Source organism: Leifsonia stereocauli, assembly GCF_038432415.1.
Classification (GTDB): Bacteria; Actinomycetota; Actinomycetes; order Actinomycetales; family Microbacteriaceae; genus Orlajensenia; species Orlajensenia stereocauli.
This window is the reverse complement of record NZ_JBCAUN010000003.1, coordinates 271,072-290,022: the sequence shown is the minus strand read 5'-3', so window position 1 is coordinate 290,022 and position 18,951 is coordinate 271,072. Positions and strand designations below refer to the sequence as shown.

16 protein-coding genes are annotated in these 18,951 nt (G+C 69.9%); 8 read left to right on the top strand and 8 right to left on the bottom strand.

Annotation, left to right across the window (positions count from 1 at the left end):
• Positions 1–84 precede the first annotated feature (84 nt).
• On the top strand, positions 85–1,173 hold the full coding sequence (locus tag AADV74_RS15435) for a carboxylate-amine ligase (protein ID WP_342115710.1): 1,089 nt from the start codon (positions 85–87) through the stop codon (positions 1,171–1,173).
• Here the strand turns inward: AADV74_RS15435 and treZ are convergent.
• The 5 genes from treZ to AADV74_RS15410 all read right to left on the bottom strand — a co-directional run bounded on the left by treZ (position 1,157) and on the right by AADV74_RS15410 (position 7,817).
• Positions 1,157–2,941, bottom strand: coding sequence for a malto-oligosyltrehalose trehalohydrolase (gene treZ / locus AADV74_RS15430; protein ID WP_342115709.1), 1,785 nt, complete (start codon positions 2,939–2,941; stop codon positions 1,157–1,159). The two genes, AADV74_RS15435 and treZ, sit on opposite strands and share 17 nt — an antisense overlap.
• The gene (treY, locus tag AADV74_RS15425; RefSeq protein WP_342115706.1) at positions 2,938–5,400 is read right to left on the bottom strand and encodes a malto-oligosyltrehalose synthase; all 2,463 of its coding nucleotides are present in this window, start codon (positions 5,398–5,400) and stop codon (positions 2,938–2,940) included. Before treY ends, treZ begins: the two co-directional genes overlap by 4 nt.
• Positions 5,401–5,477: 77 nt before the next feature.
• Positions 5,478–6,524, bottom strand: a complete 1,047-nt coding sequence (locus AADV74_RS15420) for a Gfo/Idh/MocA family protein (protein ID WP_342115703.1) — start codon at positions 6,522–6,524, stop codon at positions 5,478–5,480.
• Positions 6,525–6,621: 97 nt separating this feature from the next.
• Positions 6,622–7,413, bottom strand: a complete 792-nt coding sequence (locus AADV74_RS15415; RefSeq protein WP_342115701.1) for a transglutaminase-like domain-containing protein — start codon at positions 7,411–7,413, stop codon at positions 6,622–6,624.
• Positions 7,414–7,517: 104 nt separating this feature from the next.
• The gene (locus AADV74_RS15410; RefSeq protein ID WP_342115698.1) at positions 7,518–7,817 is read right to left on the bottom strand and encodes a putative quinol monooxygenase; all 300 of its coding nucleotides are present in this window, start codon (positions 7,815–7,817) and stop codon (positions 7,518–7,520) included.
• A gap of 59 nt (positions 7,818–7,876) precedes the next feature.
• Here AADV74_RS15410 and AADV74_RS15405 point away from each other — a divergent pair, with 59 nt between their 5' ends.
• The gene (locus AADV74_RS15405; RefSeq protein WP_342115696.1) at positions 7,877–9,295 is read left to right on the top strand and encodes a maltokinase N-terminal cap-like domain-containing protein; all 1,419 of its coding nucleotides are present in this window, start codon (positions 7,877–7,879) and stop codon (positions 9,293–9,295) included.
• A gap of 9 nt (positions 9,296–9,304) precedes the next feature.
• On the top strand, positions 9,305–9,592 hold the full coding sequence (locus tag AADV74_RS15400) for a DUF1905 domain-containing protein (RefSeq protein ID WP_342115694.1): 288 nt from the start codon (positions 9,305–9,307) through the stop codon (positions 9,590–9,592).
• Positions 9,593–9,615: 23 nt separating this feature from the next.
• On the opposite strand, the gene AADV74_RS15395 is transcribed toward AADV74_RS15400, so the two are convergent.
• Positions 9,616–11,199 carry a hypothetical protein gene (locus AADV74_RS15395; protein WP_342115692.1) on the bottom strand — a complete coding sequence of 528 codons (1,584 nt, stop codon included), beginning with the start codon at positions 11,197–11,199 and terminating at the stop codon, positions 9,616–9,618.
• Between the two features lie 213 nt (positions 11,200–11,412).
• Positions 11,413–12,066: an NADPH-dependent F420 reductase gene (locus AADV74_RS15390; RefSeq protein ID WP_342115690.1), complete on the bottom strand. Its 654-nt coding sequence runs from the start codon at positions 12,064–12,066 to the stop codon at positions 11,413–11,415.
• Positions 12,067–12,228: 162 nt separating this feature from the next.
• Here AADV74_RS15390 and AADV74_RS15385 point away from each other — a divergent pair, with 162 nt between their 5' ends.
• The 4 genes from AADV74_RS15385 (at position 12,229) to AADV74_RS15370 (ending at position 14,796) form a co-directional block, all read left to right on the top strand.
• Positions 12,229–12,426, top strand: a complete 198-nt coding sequence (locus tag AADV74_RS15385) for a hypothetical protein (protein WP_342115688.1) — start codon at positions 12,229–12,231, stop codon at positions 12,424–12,426.
• Positions 12,427–12,521: 95 nt separating this feature from the next.
• On the top strand, positions 12,522–13,094 hold the full coding sequence (locus AADV74_RS15380; RefSeq protein ID WP_342115686.1) for a YceI family protein: 573 nt from the start codon (positions 12,522–12,524) through the stop codon (positions 13,092–13,094).
• A gap of 108 nt (positions 13,095–13,202) precedes the next feature.
• A complete protein-coding gene (locus tag AADV74_RS15375; RefSeq protein ID WP_342115684.1) occupies positions 13,203–13,883 on the top strand; it encodes an alpha/beta hydrolase family protein in 681 nt (226 codons plus the stop codon).
• A gap of 121 nt (positions 13,884–14,004) precedes the next feature.
• Complete coding sequence (locus AADV74_RS15370; protein ID WP_342115682.1) at positions 14,005–14,796, top strand: lysophospholipid acyltransferase family protein; 792 nt, start codon at positions 14,005–14,007, stop codon at positions 14,794–14,796.
• A 101-nt stretch (positions 14,797–14,897) separates the two neighbouring features.
• Here AADV74_RS15370 and AADV74_RS15365 read toward each other — a convergent pair whose 3' ends face one another.
• A complete protein-coding gene (locus AADV74_RS15365; protein WP_342115679.1) occupies positions 14,898–18,332 on the bottom strand; it encodes a DEAD/DEAH box helicase in 3,435 nt (1,144 codons plus the stop codon).
• A 159-nt stretch (positions 18,333–18,491) separates the two neighbouring features.
• Between AADV74_RS15365 and AADV74_RS15360 the strand changes: the two genes are divergently transcribed.
• Complete coding sequence (locus AADV74_RS15360) at positions 18,492–18,902, top strand: VOC family protein (protein ID WP_342115676.1); 411 nt, start codon at positions 18,492–18,494, stop codon at positions 18,900–18,902.
• The last annotated feature ends 49 nt before the right edge of the window (positions 18,903–18,951 follow it).

The following is an 18,951-nucleotide window of genomic DNA, read 5'->3' as shown; positions in this document are numbered from 1 at the left end:
CCAATCCTCAGCCGTCGAGGGGGTGCATGTGCCATGATTCCGCCACGGTCCACTGTGGTGCCGCAGGCTCGAGGGGAGTGGTCGATGACGACATTCGGCGTGGAAGAGGAGTTCATGTTCCTCGATCCGGAGACCCTCCGGCCCGTGGACGTGGGCACCCACGTTCACGAGTCGATGGCGGCGGAAGCCGAGTGGTCGCCGATCGTCAATCACGAGTACCTCGCCTCGCAGGTGGAGCACACCTCGGCCGTGTTCACCACTCTGACCGAGGCATCGGCAGCCCTCGATCGTTTCCGACGGGAGGTGGCCGAGAGGGCGGGCAACCTCGACGTGATCGCGGCGAGCGTCGGGATGCCGTTCCAGGCCCCCGTCTACCCGACCATCACCGAGGACGACCGCTACGAGCGCGTTGTGAGCGACTACCGCCAGATCATCGCCGACCACCAGATCAACGGACTGCACATGCACGTGGGCATCGCCGACCGGGATGCCGGGGTGCGCGCACTCAACCGGGTACGGCTGTGGATGCCGCTGCTCCAGGCCATGTGCGGCAACTCGCCGTTCTGGCGGGGCGTCGACACGGGCTTCGAGAGCTGGCGCGGCATCGTCGTGCGTCGGTGGGCCGTGTCGGGCTGCCCCCCGGTCTTCGTCGATGCGGCCGATTACGAGCGTCGGCTGCGCAACGTGGTGGGCGTCGGCGGTACCTTCGACACCGGCATGGTGATGTGGAACGTGCGACTCTCGGAGCACGTGCCCACCCTCGAGGTGCGCGTGTGCGACGCCCAGCTCACGACAGACGACACGCTGCTGTTGGTCGCCTTGGTGCGCGGTCTCGTGACGACGGCCATCGCCGAGGCCGCGGATGCCACGCCGAACGTCGCTCCGGAACTGCTCGACAACGCGCTCTGGCAATCGGCCCGCGATGGCCTGCGCGGCCGTCAGCTCGACCCGATCTCCGGCTCGATGACCGAGGCCCGCACCGCACTCGACGTGCTGCAGGCGTACATCGCGGATCAGCTCGAAGCCGAGGGTGACCGAGAGTTCGTCACTGCCGGTATCGCCCGCCTCCTGCACGACGGCACAGGAGCCCATCGCCAGCGCGCAGCGATGCACGCCGGCGGCCTCCCCGGGCTGGCGCGGCTGTTGCGCGAGAGCGTCACAGCTCCGGTGTGAGCCTCACGACCACGAGGGAGTGCGCGTCGAGGGTCGACGGCGCGGCAGCTCCGGCGGCGGGTGCGGCTCCGGCTGCGGTCGCGGGAGAGGCGAGGAGCACAGTGCCCGCCGGCACCTCGAGCGGAGCGACCGTGTCGGCGAAGTTCGCCGCGACGATCACGTCTCCTCGTCGCATGGTGAGCACGGATGCTCCCCCGTCGGCCACAACCACCTGCGGCAGGTCGGTGCTCCGCAGCGCCGGCTCCGAGCGCCGCAGAACGGCGAGCTCCCGATAGAACGCGAGCATCCGCTCATGACGTCCGTGCTCGAGCTCGCTCCAGTCGAGCACCGAGCGCTCCCGGGTCTCGGGATGCTGAGGGTCCGGCACGACATCGCGGTCCCAGCCCATGCGCGCGAACTCCGAGATGCGTCCGTTCGCGACGGCGGCGGCGAGTTCCGGCTCCGGGTGCGAGGTGAAGTACTGCCACGGCGTCGAGGCCGCCCACTCCTCCCCCATGAACAGCATCGGCGTGAAAGGACCGAGCAGGGTGAGCGCAGCGGCGATGGCCAGCTGGCCGTCGTCGAGGGTGTCCCCGAGCCTGTCGCCGATCGCCCTGTTGCCGATCTGGTCGTGGTTCTGGTCGCTCACGACGAGTCGCCACGGCGGTGTGCGATTGAAGTCGAGCGGATGCCCGTGATCACGCTCGCGGAATGACGAGTAGGTGCCGTCGTGGAAGAAACCCCCGGTCAGCACCTTCTGCAGCACGGCGAGGCCGTCGAAGTCCGCGTAGTAGCCGGTGACCTCGCCCGTGAGCGCCACGTGCAGGGCGTGGTGGAAGTCGTCGCTCCACTGCGCCGTGAGGCCGTGGCCGTCGGGTCGCGGCTCGATCATGACGGGGTCGTTGAGGTCCGACTCCGCGATGAGGTGCAGCGGACGCCCGAGTTCGGCGGCGAGGGCATCCGTCGTCTCGGCCATCTCGGCGAGGATGTGCGTCGGACCTGTGTCGTGCAACGCGTGCACGGCGTCGAGGCGCAGGCCGTCGACGCCGTAGTCGCGCAGCCAGAGCCGAGTGTTGTCGAGGATGTAGCGGCGCACCTCGGCGGCATCGGTTCCATCGAGATTCAGCGCGCTGCCCCACGGGCCGTCCTGCTCGTGGACGTAGGGGCCGAACCGCGGCAGCACGTTGCCGCTCGGGCCGAGGTGGTTGTAGACCACGTCCTGGATGACGCCGAGGCCGGCTGCATGGGCCGCGTCGACGAAGCGGCGATAGGCCGCCGGTCCGCCGTAGGGCTCGTGGACCGCGAACCAGAGCACGCCGTCGTAGCCCCAGCCGTGCTCGCCGTTGAAGGCGTTGACCGGCAACAGCTCGATGAAGTCGACGCCGATGGAGCGCAGATGGTCGAAGTGCCGGGCCGCTGCGTCGAGCGTGCCCTCTGGCGTGAAGGTGCCGAGGTGCAGCTCGTAGATGACGGAGCCATCGAGAGGGATGCCGCGCCAGGAGCCGCTAGCGGCGGTCGCGGCGTCCGCACTCGTCTCCGCCCCAGCGCCGGTGGTCAGCTCGGCCAGGTCGAAGGTGCGCGACAGCCCGTGCACGCCGTGCGGCTGCCACAGCGAGCGCGGATCCGCCAGTGGTCCATCGCCGTCGACGACGAATCCGTAGTCGAGGCCTGCTGCGACATCGAACGGATGCCGCCACCAGCCGTCGCCGTCGCGGGTCAGCGGCAGGTCGACACCGTCCAGGCGCAGCACCACCTCTCGGGCATCGGGCGCCCAGACCCCCAACCTCATCGGGCGTGCCCATCGGCGCGGGACGGCTGCGCCCCCTGGGAGGACTGCGCCGACAGGGGCGCGAGCAGGGCGACGGGGTGGTCGGCCAGCAGCTCGGCGACGAACACCTCACCGCTCCACTCCCGCCCGGAGATCACGTCGACCAGAGCGGCATCCGGAAGCCTGATGACGGTATCGCTCCAACCGCCCGCGGCCTCGAGCCCCAGCGAGAGTCGGGTGGCGACGGTGATGGCGCCCCCACGGTCGAAGGCGACGACGTGCGAGGCGGCTGGACCGTAGGCGGGCACGCCGAGGTAACGGGTGAACAGCTCGGGGTGGTCGCGGCGCAGGCGCAGGGCCCGCGAGGTCACGAGCAGCTTGGCGGCGCCGGATTCGTCGACCGCAGGCTGCCAACCGTCGTCGAGGCGCCCGAGCAGTTCGCGGCGCACGCCCACATCGACGGGTCGACGGTTGTCGGGGTCGACGAGCGAGAGCTCCCACAGCTCGCTGCCCTGGTAGACGTCGGGAACGCCGGGGGCCGTCAGCTGCACCAGCTTGGCTGCGAGCCCGTTGGTGAAGCCGGCTCCGGTCACGGCGTCGACGGCGCGCTGAACGATGGCTGCGATCTCGGAGTCGTCGAAGACCGCATCGACGGCGTCATGCATCCGCGCCTCGAAGGCGGCATCCGGGTCCGTCCAGGTCGTCGACGTCCCGGCCTCGCGCGCAGCCTTCTCGGCATAGGCCTGCAGACGCTCGCGCGACGCGGGCCAGGCGCCGACGACGGCCTGCCAGATCAGGTTCTCCAACGCGACGTCGCCGAGCGGCAGCTTCTCGTGCAGGGCGGCGAGGGTCGTGGTCCAGCCGTCGGTCCACTCCGACAGCACCGAGATGCGGGCGCGCACGTCCTCCCCGCGCTTGGTGTCGTGGGTCGAGAGCGTGGTGAGCGAGAGCGGATAGCCGGCCTGACGCGCGGCCTGGCGGTCGTGGAAGTCGACCGGATCGACGGCGAACTCGCTGGGGTCGGCGCCCACCTCGGTGAGCGAGGTCAGGCGGGTGTAGCGATAGAACGCCGTGTCCTCGACGCCCTTCGCCATGACCATGCCCGAGGTCTGCTGGAAGCGGAGAGCCGCCGGATGCCGCGGGTCGGCCAGCACGCCCGCCACCGCGTCGACGGCCGCGGCGAGATCGGGCCGGCGGCGGTGCGCCTCGGCCCGGGACTCCTCGAGGTGCTCGGCTCCGAAGGGCAGGTAGGAGCGGTACACCGGGAAGCAGGCGAGCAGTTCGCCGAGCGCATCCGTTCGGGCGTCGAGGTCCAACCCTGCGTTCTCGAGCTCCGGCAGCAGCCGGGCGAGCCGCAGCACCTCGGCGTGCAGGATGCCGTCGGCGATGCCGCGCTTGGTGCCGTGGATGAGATCGAGCCACGCGGGCTCAGCGGGGGCGGATCCAGGCTCGAGTGCCGCGGCCGCCTGCTCGAGCGCCTCGCGTCCGTTCGGGTCGACGAACAGCCTGTCGACCTCGGCGAGGGCGTCGTAGCCCGTGGTGCCGACAGTCGCCCACTCGGGCGGCATGGCCTCGTCGCCCTCGAGGATCTTCTCGATCCAGACGGGGGCGCCGTCGGTGAGGCGGGCGAGGTCGGCGAGGTAGCGACCGGGGTCGGCGAGGCCGTCGGGGTGGTCGACGCGCAGGCCGTCGGCGAGGCCGTCGCGCACCCAGCGGCCGATCTCCTCGTGCGACTGCTCGAACACCCACGGAACCTCGACCCTGATGCCGGCGAGGGTGTTGACGGCGAAGAAGCGGCGGTAGTTCAGCTCGGCGTCGGCTCGGCGCCAGTCGACGAGGGTGTAGTGCTGGCGTTCGAGGACCGAGCGGATGCGGCCGGTGGCGTCGGCCTCGCCCTGGAGATCGTCGTCGCCCGACAGCTCGTCGAGGCTGCCCGGCGCGAGCGGGAACCGGTGGTCGTAGTACGCCAGCTCCGCAGCATCCGTGTCGATGGTCATCGCCGCGAACTCGGCGTCGTCGTCGCTGCCGAGCACCGGCAGCACCAGCTTCCCGTCGCCCGCGTCCCAGTCGACGTCGAAGGCCTCGGCGTAGCGCGATTCCCGTCCGTGGGTCAGCACGTCCCACCACCATGCGTTCGCCGACGGGGTGGCGACCCCCACGTGGTTGGGCACGATGTCGATGAGCACGCCGAGCCCCTGCTCCCGGGCAGCGGCAACGAGGCGGTCGAGAGCGGCACCGCCACCGCGAGCCGGGTCGACGAGTGCGTGGTCGGTGACGTCGTAGCCGTGGTCCGAGCCGTCCTCCGCCGCGAGCAGAGGCGAGAGATAGATCCAGTCGGCGCCGAGGGCACGCACGTAGTCGACGACGGATGCAGCATCGTCGAGGGTGAACCCGGGCGTGATCTGCAGCCTGTAGGTGGAGCGCGGCAGGCGCCTCGGCTGCGGCATCCGTTCGCCCGATGTCGAGTCCGATTCGTGCATGCGCTCCCCCTGCTGTGACCACGGCTGGCGTGATGACGCCGGTGGTCCCACCGGCGTCATCTCAGGGTGTCACGAGTTCACCGCCGGGCGTCCCCCCTTGCGTGGATGGCCTCGATGATCTCCAGCACCCGCACGGAGTCGGCAGGGTCGACGGGAACCGGGGCATCGCGGAGGAGGGTGTCGGCCAGGGCGCGGTAGAAGCCCGCGTAGTCGCCGCGGTCGGTGGGCTCGCGGCGGGTCGAGCCCTCGAGGCCGAGCTCGCCCCAGCCACTCTCGGGCTTCTCGCCGAAACCGGCATCCGTCGGCGAACCCCCGCCCTTGAGCGCGGCCTCCTGCGGGTCGAGGCCCCACGTCGTGTAGCCGGCATCGGAGCCGAGCACGTGGAAGCGGGGACCGAACTGGGCAGCGAGCGAGTTCATCCAGAGGTGCGAGATGGTGCCGGAGGCGTGGGTGAGGGCGACGAAGGCGTCGTCGTCGGCTCCGGCGCCATCACGGAGGGTGCGCACCTCGGCGTAGACGTCGACGACGGGGCCGAACAGCGTCAGCGCCTGATCGATGAGGTGCGTGCCCAGGTCGTAGAGGATTCCGCCGCCGGATGCCGCCGAGGTGCTCGACTTCCAGGTGGCAGGCGGTGCCGGCTTCCACCACTCGAACCGCGACTCGAAGCGGCGCACCTCGCCGAGCTCGCCCACATCGATGAGGCGGCGCAGCGTGAGGAAGTCGCCGTCCCAGCGGCGGTTCTGGAAGACGGTGAGGGTGCCGACGGATGCCGCAGCCGCGGCGATGAGCGCGCGTCCTTCGGCCGCCGTGACGGCGAACGGCTTGTCGACGACGACCGAGAGCCCTGCGGCGAGCGCGGCCTCGGCGAGCGGAGCGTGCGTCTCGGGCGGCGAGCCGATGACCACGAGATCGAGGTCGGCTGCGCGGACGATCACGTCGTCGGGGCTGTCGACGATGGTCGCGTCGGGGTGGAGGCGCTCGGCCTCGGCGCGCCGCTCGGCGTTGGAGGTGACGATGACATCGAGCGAGAACTCATCGTTCGCGGCGAGGAACGGGGCGTGGAACACCCGCCCCGAGGTGCCGAAGCCGATGACGGCGGTGCGGATGGACTGGGACGAGGTCATGATGCTCCTGTTCGCTGCCGCGAGGTGCCAGCGGCACCTCCATGGATACCACGCGCTTCGACCGCGGACTTCGTCCGGGCCTCAGCGAGCGGGAAGCTCAGCGCAGCTGCACCAACTGGCGCACGTCATCGGCGGGCAGCTCGTCGACGACGGCGCTCACCCAGATCTCCTCGAGGGTGACGGCGCCGCGGTAGGTGCTGAGGAACGCCGTGTCTGCGGCGTCGCGCCCTGTGGCGATGCGCACGAGCGACTGGCGCGGGGCCAGCGCCGTGGCGTCGACCACGTGCCAGGCGCCGTCGACGTAGGCCTCAGCGACGGCGTGGAAGTCCATCGGGTCGAGGCCGGGCGCATAGACGGCCACGAGTCGCGCCGGGATGTCGAGCGCGCGCAGGAATGCGATCACCAGGTGCGCGTAGTCGCGGCAGACACCCTGGCGGGCGAGCAGCGTGCGCTCGGCACCGTCTGTGGGCAGGCTCGAGCCGGGCACATAGGCGAGGTGACTGCCCACCCAGGAGCTGACGGCGTCGAGGGCCTCGACGCCGGTGAGGCCGCCGAACTGGGCAACGGCGGTGGGACCGAGCGAGTCGGACTCGCAGTACCGGCTGGGACGCAGGTAGGTGAGCAACGAGCGCTCGGTGACGGCGAGCGGCTCGGCCTGTCCTGTCACCGTGACCGCGTAGTCGAGGGTGAGCTCGCCGGGTCCGGCCTCGAGGGCGTGGATGCGGGTTCCGTGGCCGCTGATCACCTCGCGGGCTTCGACGGGGGCCCCGTCGAGCTTCAGCTCCAGGGTCTCGGAGCGTTCGTTGCCCTCGGCGGCGGCCACGATGAACGCGAGGTGGGCCGGGTCGAGGATCTGGAGGCGGAGGTGGGCGTTGGCCTTGCGCTGCATCTGAGGTCTCCTGCTACGACGGGGACGGTGCGGTGCCATGCGGCACGGTCGTCCTATCATCACAGCACCGAGCGCCCTATCCCGCGCGGTTGCTGTATCCCGTCTCAGCGCAGAGGAGACCCGATCACGGAGAAGTCCATACCACCCATCACACCTGAGAGCAGCGGCCTGGCCTCGTCGATGGCCGCTCGAACCGACGCGAGACCGAGTGACGCCCGGTGGGCCTCCTCGGACTCCCAGAGCTCGGCGACGAACACGGTGTCGGGTTCATCGTCGTTCACTCCCACCTCGTAGAGGAGGCATCCGATCTCGCGCAGCTCGTCGCTGGGCCTGGTGAGCAGGGCGACGAGTTCGTCGCGGCGGCCGGGACGGGCACCGAGGGTGCCGATGTTCGCGTAGGTCATGTGCCCATCCTCCTCCGCAACCCCTCGACAGCGGGAGCCGGCGGCCCTAGCGTCGCAGTATGGACAGCACGATGGCGTGTCTCACGGACTGGATGACGCGGCAACGCTGGTACGGCGGCAAGGGCCGCGTGCCGCAGTTGCGCCGTCTGGGCGCGTGGGATCTGCCGAGCGATACCGAGGGCGTGCGCGTGCGCACGCTCCTCCTCATGGATGACGCCGCACGTCCGGCGACCCTCTACCAGGTACCGGTCACGCTGCGCCAGTCACTACTGCCCGGGGGCGGCCACAGGCTCATCGGGCGCATCGATTCCGGCGAATACGTCTACGACGGTCCTCACGATCCGGTCTACGCCCGGGCCCTCCTGCGCATGATCGTCGGCGAGCAGACGGCGGTCCCGGATGCCGTGGACGCTGTCGGGCACAGCTCGCTTCCCGCAGCGCGGGCCGACAACCCGCGCCTCGACGACGCGTCGATGACGGCGACGGTGCTGAGCGGCGAGCAGTCGAACACCTCGATCATCTACGAGGGGAACGGCGATCGGGCCAGCGTGATCTGCAAGGTGTTCCGCCAGCTGCACCACGGCGAGAACCCGGACGTCACGCTGCAGACGGCTCTCGCCGAGTCCGGATCGCCGCATGTCCCTCGCAGCATCGGCAACATCACCGGCGAATGGGACGACGTCGGTCGCTCATCCGGACGAGCCAGCGGCCACCTCGCCTTCGCGCAAGAGTTCCTCCCGGGGGTGCAGGACGCCTGGCGCGTCGCGCTCGACGCAGCGGCATCCGGAGACGACTTCAGCCTCCAGGCGCACGACCTCGGCGTCGCCACGGCCGTCGTGCACAGCTCGCTCTCCCACCTGTTCCCCACGCGGCCGGCGAGCCCCGGCGACATGGTGGCCGTGACCATGAGCTGGTACCAGCGCCTGGCGATCGCCCTCGCCGAGGTGCCGGAGATCGCGGCTCACCGGGCCGAGATCGAGGCCGTCTTCGAGGCCGCGCAGGCTGTGCCGTGGCCGTCGATGCAGCGCATCCACGGGGATTTCCACCTGGGACAGGTGCTGCAGGTCCCCGGTCGCGGCTGGGTTCTGCTCGACTTCGAGGGCGAGCCCATGCGTCCGATGAACGAACGCGACCAACCCGATCTCGTGATCCGTGACATCGCCGGCATGCTGCGCTCCTTCGACTACGTGGCCGGCTCGACCAAGGCCGATCATCCCGAGCGCCGAGTCTCGGCCCTCAAGGCCTGGTCGCACGATGCGCGTCGCGCCTTCGTCGACGGCTACATCGCGGCATCCGGAAACGACCTGCGTGAGCACCGCCAGTTGCTCGACGCCTTCGAGCTCGACAAGGCCGTCTACGAGGCCGTCTACGAGACCCGCAACAGGCCGACGTGGGCGCCGATCCCGCTGATCGCCATCGAGCGGCTGCTCTCGCGCGGACGGACGCCGAACCCCGTCGAGGTCGGCGGGCGCCTGTAGCGTCGAGGCATGCGATTCTCCTTCACCGCGCCGCTCTGGGAGTGGGAGGCGCAGGCCAACTGGTATTTCGTGAGCCTTCCCGAGGAGATGGGCGCCGACATCGCCGAGGTGCCCCGCATGGTGCGGGGCTTCGGAGCCGTGAAGGTGCGGGTGCGGGTCGGCGGCTCCGACTGGTCGACGTCGATCTTCCCGTCGGACGGCACCTATGTGCTGCCGGTCAAGAAGGCCGTGCGCACGGCCGAGGGCATCGAGCCCGACGACGACGTCACGGTCGACCTCGAGGTGCTCGACCTCTAGGAGCCCGGTGCGAGCGGCAGGGGCTACAGGTTGACGAGCTTCTTGGTGCTCGCGCCGGCGAACGAGAGGCGCACGGGCTGAGGGCCGGTGATGCCGGCGGGAACCGTCGCTCGAGCGTGGTGATCGGCCTCGATCGACACGTATTCGACGAACGACGCGACCTCCACCCTCACGCTCGTCCCCTCGGGCACCTCGGATTCGACGCCGATGTCGAATCGCCCGTCGGCGCCGACCTCGAGGGTGGCCTCGGCGCACGGCGTCTGGATCTGCAGGGGGTACGACGCTGTCTCGGCGCCGGCTGCCGTGATGACGACGACGTCGACGATGCGGATGTCGAGGCCGTCATCGGGCAGCACCGGGATCTCGACGATCACCTCGGTGGCCTCGAGCGCCGGGCGCACCCCTCCAGTCTCGATGGCGGACACCACGACAGTGCCGAACTTGATCCACACGCTCGCCCGCTTCTCCTCGGTGTCAGCGCCGGCCGGAATGAAGTTCGTGCCGCGGATGCGCACCTTGCGGCCGACCGTCGGGACGCCGGAACCCGAGTCGGGCACGATCGTGAGGATGGCGGGAGCGTTCTTGGCGACGGCCTTCTTGCTCACGAACCCGACGGCCGATGCCGTGGTCAGGATGACGATCGCCTGCGGGAGGTCGGGAAGGTGAGACGGGTCGGCGAACAGCAGCACGCCGAAGACCACGACCGCCACGGTGTTGAAGACGAGGTACTGGGTGTCGATGAGGTCGGTGGTGCCGGCGTCGTTGGAGACCAGGTCCTTCACCTGAGGGGCCGAGGCCATGACCTTCTGCAGGTCGCCCGATGCGACCTTGGCCGAGCCGATCTGCTGCGCCGAGATGAGGGCGGCGAAAGGGCCGCCGAGCAGCAGCAGGTAGTCGGCACTCAACGGCAGGCTAGCGAGATCCTGCACGGGATCGACCCAGCGACCCGTGAGCACGGCGCTCCACACCACGAAGACGAAGCCCCACGCCAGGACCACGGTCCACACCCAGGCCTGGAATGCCGACGTGGAGAACCGGCCGTCCTTGCCGATGAGCATCGTGATGAGCCCGCCGTTGTTCCGCGTGAGCAGGGCGATGACCGAGAGCAGCAGGAGTACAGCGATCATCGCGAGCGCCGCCGGGAGCACACGATTGTCGGCCGGGGTGACGCCCAGGGCGCCGACGACGAGTGCCGCCAGCAGCAGGAGGGCGGCGATCGCCACGACGATGTTCCAGGTGAGACGGCCGACATGCCGCAGGTAGAGCCGGGTGCGCTCTGCGTGCATGCGGCTGATGGCTGCGGTGTGCTCGGCGATCTTCGCGGCTGCGGCCGCCGTGCCCGGCTGGACCGGCGCGACCGGATCCGGCCGCAGCGGAGCGGATGCCGCGGGGGCTGCGGACGGCGGCACGGGCGCCGCGGGTGCGGCGACTGCGGGGGGAGCCACGATCGGTGGAGCCACCGTCATCCGGGCCGTTGCCGCTCGCGGGCCGGGAATCGAGGGCGGCGAGTAGAGGATGCCGGCGCTCAGGGTTCTGAGGGATCTGATGTTGTCGCGGAGGGCGGTGACGGCGACATCGCTCTTCTCGCGCTCCAGTGCGTAGCGCATCGAGGGACCTGACCTTCGGGTAGGAGGGCACTCTGGGGGATGCGATCGATCTTCCTCCGGCTGCGGCGGCGCGGCAACGAATGCGGGCGGGAAGCAGGGCTGTCCCTGAGTCCCCGTTCGCTCGCTGAGGGCCGGACGGAGTCCGCGCTCGAAGCGCACAGTGCGGTGCGCTTCGGCCGGTCCCTCCGCTCGGCACTCAGCGAGCGGCAGGTGCTACGCGGCTGAAGCCGTCGCGCGCTCGGCCTTGGCCAGGTTCGCGACGAGCTCCTCGCGGGTCTGCGGGATCACGTAGGCCGGCTGGTCGCGCTCGACACGCCAACTCTCGGAGAGCGGCCCGACGTTCACGGTGTCGAAGCCGATCTCGTCGTAGAGCTTCGTGACGAACGCGGCGGCGTCGTCGAAGTCGCTCGCCGTGGCGAGGGCGCGGCGGCCGTCGGTGCCGGCAGGGGCGCCGTCCGTGGTGATGTCGGCCCAGCCGATGTGGTTGAAGCCCTTGGCCACGCGGCTCTCGGGAAGGTGGGCCTGCAGCAGACCCGAGACTGTGTCGACGCCGTCGTCGAGCGAGGGGATGTGCCCGTCGCGCTCGAAGTAGTAGTTATTGGTGTCGATCACGATCTTGCCGGCGAGCGGCTCGACGGGTACCGCACCCAGGGCCTTGAGCGGCACCGTCACAACGGCGATGTCGGCCGCGGCCGCGGCATCCGTCGCCGTTGCGGCCTTCGCCTTCGGCCCCAACTCGGCGATGAGAGCGCCGAGGGTCTCCGGTCCGCGCGAATTGCTGATGACCACGTCGTAGCCCGCCGTGATGGCCGCGCGGGCGACCTGGCTGCCGATGTGTCCTGCTCCGATGATTCCGATTGTCGTCATGATGAGAGCCAAGGCGCCCCCGGCGGCATTTGTTCCCGTTCCCACCGGATCAGGACAGGGATGACGCCCTGCCGTCGGACAGTCGACGCAGCTTCCTGTGAAGTCAAGGCCATGAAACGGATGCCGCGGCCCGCGCATGCTGGAATCCCTACACAATGCGAGGTGCACATGGACGACGCGGCGAAGAACAACCCCGATGGCGACGTGAAGCCCGACGGACTGGGTGGGGACGGCACGATCCCCAACCACCCGGGCGGAATCGGCGTGGGCGTGGGTGACGGTTCCCACTTCAACCCCGAGGAGGACGCTCCCGAAGCCGACCCTGCCGAACTCGACGCGGTGAAGCCCGACGACGAGTAGCGGTCGCGCGGTCGGCAGCATCCGAGAGCGAGAGAGCTCCGGCCCATCCACGCGCCGAAAACTATTTCCCCGGAACGGGAATAACATGCAGATGCATGGACTTATACCCCCGCATGGACACCACGACCACTCACCCCCAGTACATCGCCGGCACCTGGAAGCTCGACCCCGCCCACTCGGAGCTCTCGTTCTCGGTGCGCCACCTCGCCATCAGCAAGGTGCGCGGCTCATTCGAGAACTTCGACGCGACCATCGTGACCGGGGAGAACCCCGCTGACACGACGATCGACGCGACCATCGAGGTGGCCTCGGTCAACACGAACCAGGCCCAGCGCGACGAGCACCTGCGCACCAGCGACTTCTTCAAGGTCGACGAGTTCCCCACCGCCACGTACGCGGCCAAGGACATCGCGATCGACGGCGACGACTTCACCGTGACCGGCGACCTGACCCTGCGCGGCGTCACCAAGCCTGTCACCCTCAAGGGCGAGTTCGGTGGCGTGACCACCGACGGCTACGGCCAGACCAAGGCCGGGGCCTCGGCGACCGCCAAGTTCAACCGCAACGACTTCGGTGTCTCGTGGAACGCGGCGGTCGAGGCCGGCGGCCTCACCCTCGGCGACGAGATCACCCTGAACGCCGACATCCAGGTCGTTCTGCAGAAGTAGGTTCACCCCTCTTTCGTCCGAGAGCGGGCGGCACCGGTCGACCCGGTGCCGCCCGCTCTCTCCGTCTCCGGATGCCGTCGCGGGCCGCTCACGGGCATGATGGAACGCATGGCCACCCCGAGCGAGTCCATCACGATCGACATCGACGGCACGACGGTCTCCGGCGCCTACACGCGACCCGTCGACGCCTGGTCCACGATCGTCGTCGCGCACGGCGCCGGGTCGGGCTTCGAGCATCCGTTCCTCGTCGGTTTCACCGACGCGGTCAACGCCGCGGGCATCGCCACGCTGCGTTTCAACTTCGCCTACCGCGAGGCCGGCCGCAGCTTCCCCGACCGTGCTCCTGCGGCCATCGCCGCCTGGCGGGCTGCGTTGGCGTTCGCCCAGCAGCGGGCGGCCGACGCCGACGCTCCCGACGAGCCCGTCTGGGCATCGGGCAAGTCCTTCGGCGGACGGATGGCCTCGATGGCCGTGGCCGACGGCATGGAGCCAGCCGGACTCGTCTACCTCGGCTACCCGCTGCATCCGCCCGGACGGCCGGAGAAGGTCCGCGACGCGCACCTCTACGGCCTCACCCTGCCGATGCTGTTCGTGGAGGGCACCCGCGACCCGTTCATCGGAATCGACCTGCTGGAATCCGTCGTCGAGCGCATCGGCGCGAACGCCTCGATCGAGTGGGTGGAGGGGGGAACGCACGACTTCGCCGTCGCGGGCAACAAGCGCCCGGCCGACGTGATCGGGGCATCGCTCGCGCCGGCCGTGGCGGAGTACATGCGCGCCCAGGCATGAGCTTGCGGCATCCGGAGCCTGCATCACGGAACGAGCTTCCCCGGCGAGCCCGGAATGCGTGCCTGTCAAGGGGGTCACGGTTCCCCGACGCCGCCCGGCCGGAAGCTCTACGCTGGGTGCCATGAAGAAGCGCCCCAGCGAGCCCATCTACAGCGCGGCCGTGGCCGCCGGTCGAGGTCTCTTCGGCTTCTGGGGCCTCAAACGCCAGGTCAGCGGCATCGAGAACCTGCCGCGTGAAGGCGGCGCAGTGCTCGCCATCACCCACTTCGGCTACCTCGACTTCGCCCTCACCGAGTGGGTCGCCTGGCTGAGCACGCGTCGTCGCGTGCGCTTCATGGCCAAGAAGAGCGTCTTCCAGAAGCCCGTCGTCGGCTGGCTCATGCGCGGCATGCGTCACATCAGCGTCGACATGCAGGCCGGTGCCGCCGCCTACGCGAATGCCGTCACCGCCCTCCGCAACGGCGAGCTCCTCGGCGTGTTCCCCGAGGCCGGCGTCAGCGCGTCCTTCCTGGTGCGCGACTTCAAGACCGGTGCTGTGCGCCTCGCCGCCGAGGCGGGCGTTCCGATCATCCCCGTCGCCGTCTGGGGTGGCCACCGCCTCATGACCAAGCGCCGCAAGGTCAAGTTCTTCGAGCGCTTCGGAGTTCCCGTGTCGTTCGCCTTCGGCGCGCCCATCACGGCGCATGCCGACGACGACCCGCGTGTGGCGACGGAGCACCTGCGCACTACCATGCAGGGCATGGTGGACGAGTTGCAGACCACCTACCCCGTGAGCGGAGCCGGCCAGTGGTGGCAGCCGCAGCACCTGGGCGGAACGGCGCCCACCGTGGCCGAGGCTCAGGCTGCCGACGAGGCGCGCGACGCGGCACGAGCCGCTCGGGCCGCGTCGACGACGCCGGGAGCCGGCAGTTAGCCCCTGACTCGATCGGGCTGCATGAGAACAGGCCCGATTCGAGGTTCAGGCGTGAGCACAGGCCGGTCCGGGGTCGGGCCTCGGCGAGCGGGAGCACGGCGTCAGGCCTCGAGCAGTCCCCGGATGTCGTCGGCTGTCAGCGACTCGCTGAACAGGGCTTCGTCGTCCATGACGGAGTTCACGAGCTCGGCCTTCTTGGCCTTGAGCGCCATGACCTTCTCCTCGATGGTTCCCGAGGCGACCATCCGGTAGACCATCACCGTCTTGTCCTGGCCGATGCGGTGCGCGCGATCGACGGCCTGCGCCTCGCTGGCCGGGTTCCACCACGGGTCGAGCAGGAACACGTAGTCGGCCTCGGTGAGGTTGAGTCCGAATCCGCCGGCCTTGAGGCTGATGAGGAAAACCTGGGCCTCGCCGCCGCGGAAGCGCTCGATGACCTGGCCGCGTGAGCGTGTGCTGCCGTCGAGGTAGGCGTAGGGAACGCCGAGTTCGTCGAGGCGGGCGGCAGCGCGCTGCAGGAACGAGGTGAACTGACTGAACACCAGCGCCTGATGACCCTCGGCCACCACATCGTCGAGCTGCTCGAAGAGCGCGTCGAGCTTGGCCGACGGCACCCCCGCGTACTTCTCCTCGTCGATGAGCGCGGCATCGAGGCTGAGCATGCGCAGCAGGGTGAGCGAGCGGAACACGATGAACCGGTTGCGGTCGAGGTCCTCGATGAGTCCGAGCAGCTTCTGCCGCTCGCGCTGCAGGTGAGTGTCGTAGATGCGCCTGTGCCGCGGGTCGAGCTCGATCGAGAGCACCTGCTCCTGCTTCGGCGGCAGCTCGGGGGCGACGAGCTCCTTGCTGCGACGGAGCATCAAGGGACGGATGCGGCGACGCAGCTTCGCGAGCCGCTCGGTGTTGTGATCGCCCTCGATGGGGCGCCGGTACTTCTCGGTGAACTGCCGCGCAGACGGGAACAGGCCAGGAGCCACGATCTGGAACAGTGCCCAGAGCTCCATGAGGTTGTTCTCCATCGGCGTTCCGGTGACGGCAAGCCGGAATGGGGCTCTGATGCCGCGAGCGGCCTGGTGCACCTTGGAGGTGTGGTTCTTGGCGAACTGCGCCTCGTCGAGGACGAGGCCGCTCCAGCCGAGGTCGGCGAAGACCTCGGCGTCTATGCGCAGGATGGCATATGTCGTCAACACGATGTCGGCCCCGGCTGCGGCATCCGCCAGACGCCTGCCCGTCTTGCCCTGGGTGGCGTCGATGGTGACGACCTTGAGGCCCGGCGTGAAGCGCGCGGCCTCCGTCGCCCAGTTCGAGAGCACGGAGGTGGGCGCGACGACGAGGAAGGGAGCGGCATCCGTCGTCGTATCCGACTCGACGACATGGGCGATGAGGGCGAGGGTCTGCGCCGTCTTGCCGAGTCCCATGTCATCGGCGAGGATGCCGCCGAGCCTGTGCCGGTGGAGGAAGGCCAGCCATCGGAAGCCCTCGAGCTGATAGTGGCGCAGCTCGATCGCGAGCCCGGCCGGGGCGTCCAGTGGCTCGATCGCGCCGAGGTCGCGGAGGCCTTCGACCGTGGCCTTCCAGGCCGCTGCAGCCTCGCTGACGTCGGCGAGTTCCTCGAACTCGTCCCAGAGGTCGGTCTGGTAGCGGCTGATGCGGATGCCGGCCTCCCACTCGGGAAGGGTGCCGGCCTCCTCGATGAGCTCGCGCAGCGGCTCGAACACGGGCTGATCCAGCGAGAGATAGCTGTTGTCGACGAGGAGGAGCTTCTTGCGTCCGTTCGAGAGCGCGGTGAACAGCGGACCGAACGGCACCGTGCGCCCCTCGACCGTGACGACGACACCGAGGTCGAACCAGTCGTTCTCCTCGGTCTCGACGGCGCTGACCGTGAGCACCGGCGCCTCGACCACCTCGCGATAGTCGGGCTGCTGGCCGACGATGTCGATGTGCAGGTTCTGGACCCGCTCGAGCTCGGGAAGGATGCGCGCGCTGAACTCGGCCGCATCCAGAGCACGCAGTACGACGGAGGCGCGCAGGCTCAGCCCACCCTGGGCGGCCGTGGCGACGGCTGCGCTCGAGACGGGGTTGCCCAGAGCGAGGGATCCGGCGATGTCGTCGTGCAGGAGGTCCTCGACGACGCCGACGACGGCGCGCTCGGCCATGGCATCGTGGAACTCGGAGTCGGGAGCCGACAGCGGGGCGCGCCGCCCGTCGGAGAGCGCCCACTCCCAGAGCAACCGCAACACGTGCCCGGCCTCGAAGCGGGCCGTGAGCACGAGGGTGGCCGGCTTCTGCGGCGGCGGCGTGAAGGTGGCATCGCTGCTCACGACGCGCAGGGTACGGGCGAGGGCGCTGTAGTGCGACGCGAGGAACTCGGCCACCTCCGGCTGCGGCACCCGCACAGGGTGCTGGCGCTCGACGACGGCGCGCTGCTCCGGCGTGACCGGCGAGCCGAGCCTGGCGAGCGTGATCACGCCGTGCTCGAAGTCGTAGTGGTAGACGCCGTGGGTGCCGATCAATCGCACCTGGTCCGTCGGATGCGGCACGCCGTCGATGAGCACGGAGGGGGTGAGGGTGAGGGCTTCGTCGGCTGCGGCATCCGCAGCCCCGCTCGCTCCGGATTCATCCGACCCGATGCGCGCATCGAGGCCGATGGACGCCGAGCCGGCCACGCGGATGGTGGGGGTGGGGCCCGATCCGACGAGCGGGATGCCCAGCCTGTCGGCATCTGTCAGCAGTGCCCAGAGCAGGCTGCTCTCGAAGTCGTCGACCGAGATCCAGTCGGAACCGAAGTTGAGGTAGCCGCCGTGCACCGGGCCCTTGAGCACGGAGAACTGGGCGAACCAACGCGCCTTGAGCGAGTCGAAGCCACCGGCCCCGCCCTGGAAGCCGACGTTCTGCCAGGTCAGTGCGCCCTTGATCCAGCCGCCACGGGCACCCATCGTGACGGGTCGCACGGCGAGGCGCTCGACCGTCGCTGCATCACCGGCCGTGGCGTCACGCGGCGACTGCCAGCTGTCGCGCCGCCGGGCGACCCGCTGGCGCAGCTCGAACTGGAGGGCGAGCGGGTTCTCGCTCGGGGCACGGCGGGTGGCATCCGTCCATCCCGACGCCGACCCGGGGCCCGACGCGGCGCGGGTCTGCGCCGTGAGGGCCGCGATGTCGCCGCGCCAGCCGTCGTCGACGGAGCCGACCGCGCTGCGCTGGGACTCGACGGCGACCTTCGCCGCTGCGGCCGCCGCCTCGTTCGCGGCGAACAGGGCGGCCGCCGCGTGCTTGCAGGTGAAGCCGACAGGGCAGCTGCAGGTGCTCCCGAGGATCGTGGTGCGACCGGCCGAGCCGATGTCGAGGGAGACCGAGCATCGATAGGGCACCGGGCCGCTGCCCTGAACGGATGCCGTCAGGCGGTGCTGCGGGGCGTCCCAGCTGAGGTCGTCGACGCTGCCTGCACGCGCGTAGTTGCGGCCACGACTGAGCGCGAGCGGGCCGACGAAGCGCGCGATAGTGAGCTCTTCCACGCGGGGAAAGCTGTCGATGGCCATCAGACCATGCTCGCACGAACCTCGGGCCGGATGCACCCGGGACGGTGGTGGGCCCGGGGCCGGACGCGGCGCTGACTCCGGCCAGATTCCTCTCGCGCTGCCGAACGGAGGGCGGGATGATGGTGGGCATCGATGAGGATGAACCAGGGAGGTTCCGTCATGACGACTCTCAACCCGTATCTGAGCTTTCGAGACACTGCCCGCGAAGCGCTGGAGTTCTACCACTCCGTCTTCGGCGGGGAACTCACGCTGAGCACCTATGAGGAGTTCCACGCGAGCGAGGACCCGGCAGAGCTGCACAAGATCATGCACGGCCAGCTCGAGTCCGGCGGCATGACCCTGATGGCCGCGGACACTCCGAACGCCATGGAGCTGACGATCGGCGACAACGTGACGGTCTCGCTGAGCGGGCAGGACGAGGCCGAGCTGCGCGGCTACTGGGCGGCGCTCTCGGAGGGCGCGACGATCACGCTGCCGCTCGAGGTGGCGCCGTGGGGTGACGCCTTCGGCCAGCTCACCGATCGCTTCGGCACCAAGTGGATGTTCAACATCGGGATGCCTGCGGCGTAGACACGGGAGCGAAGCGGCACGCTCGCAGCGTCCTCCCAGCCCCACGGGA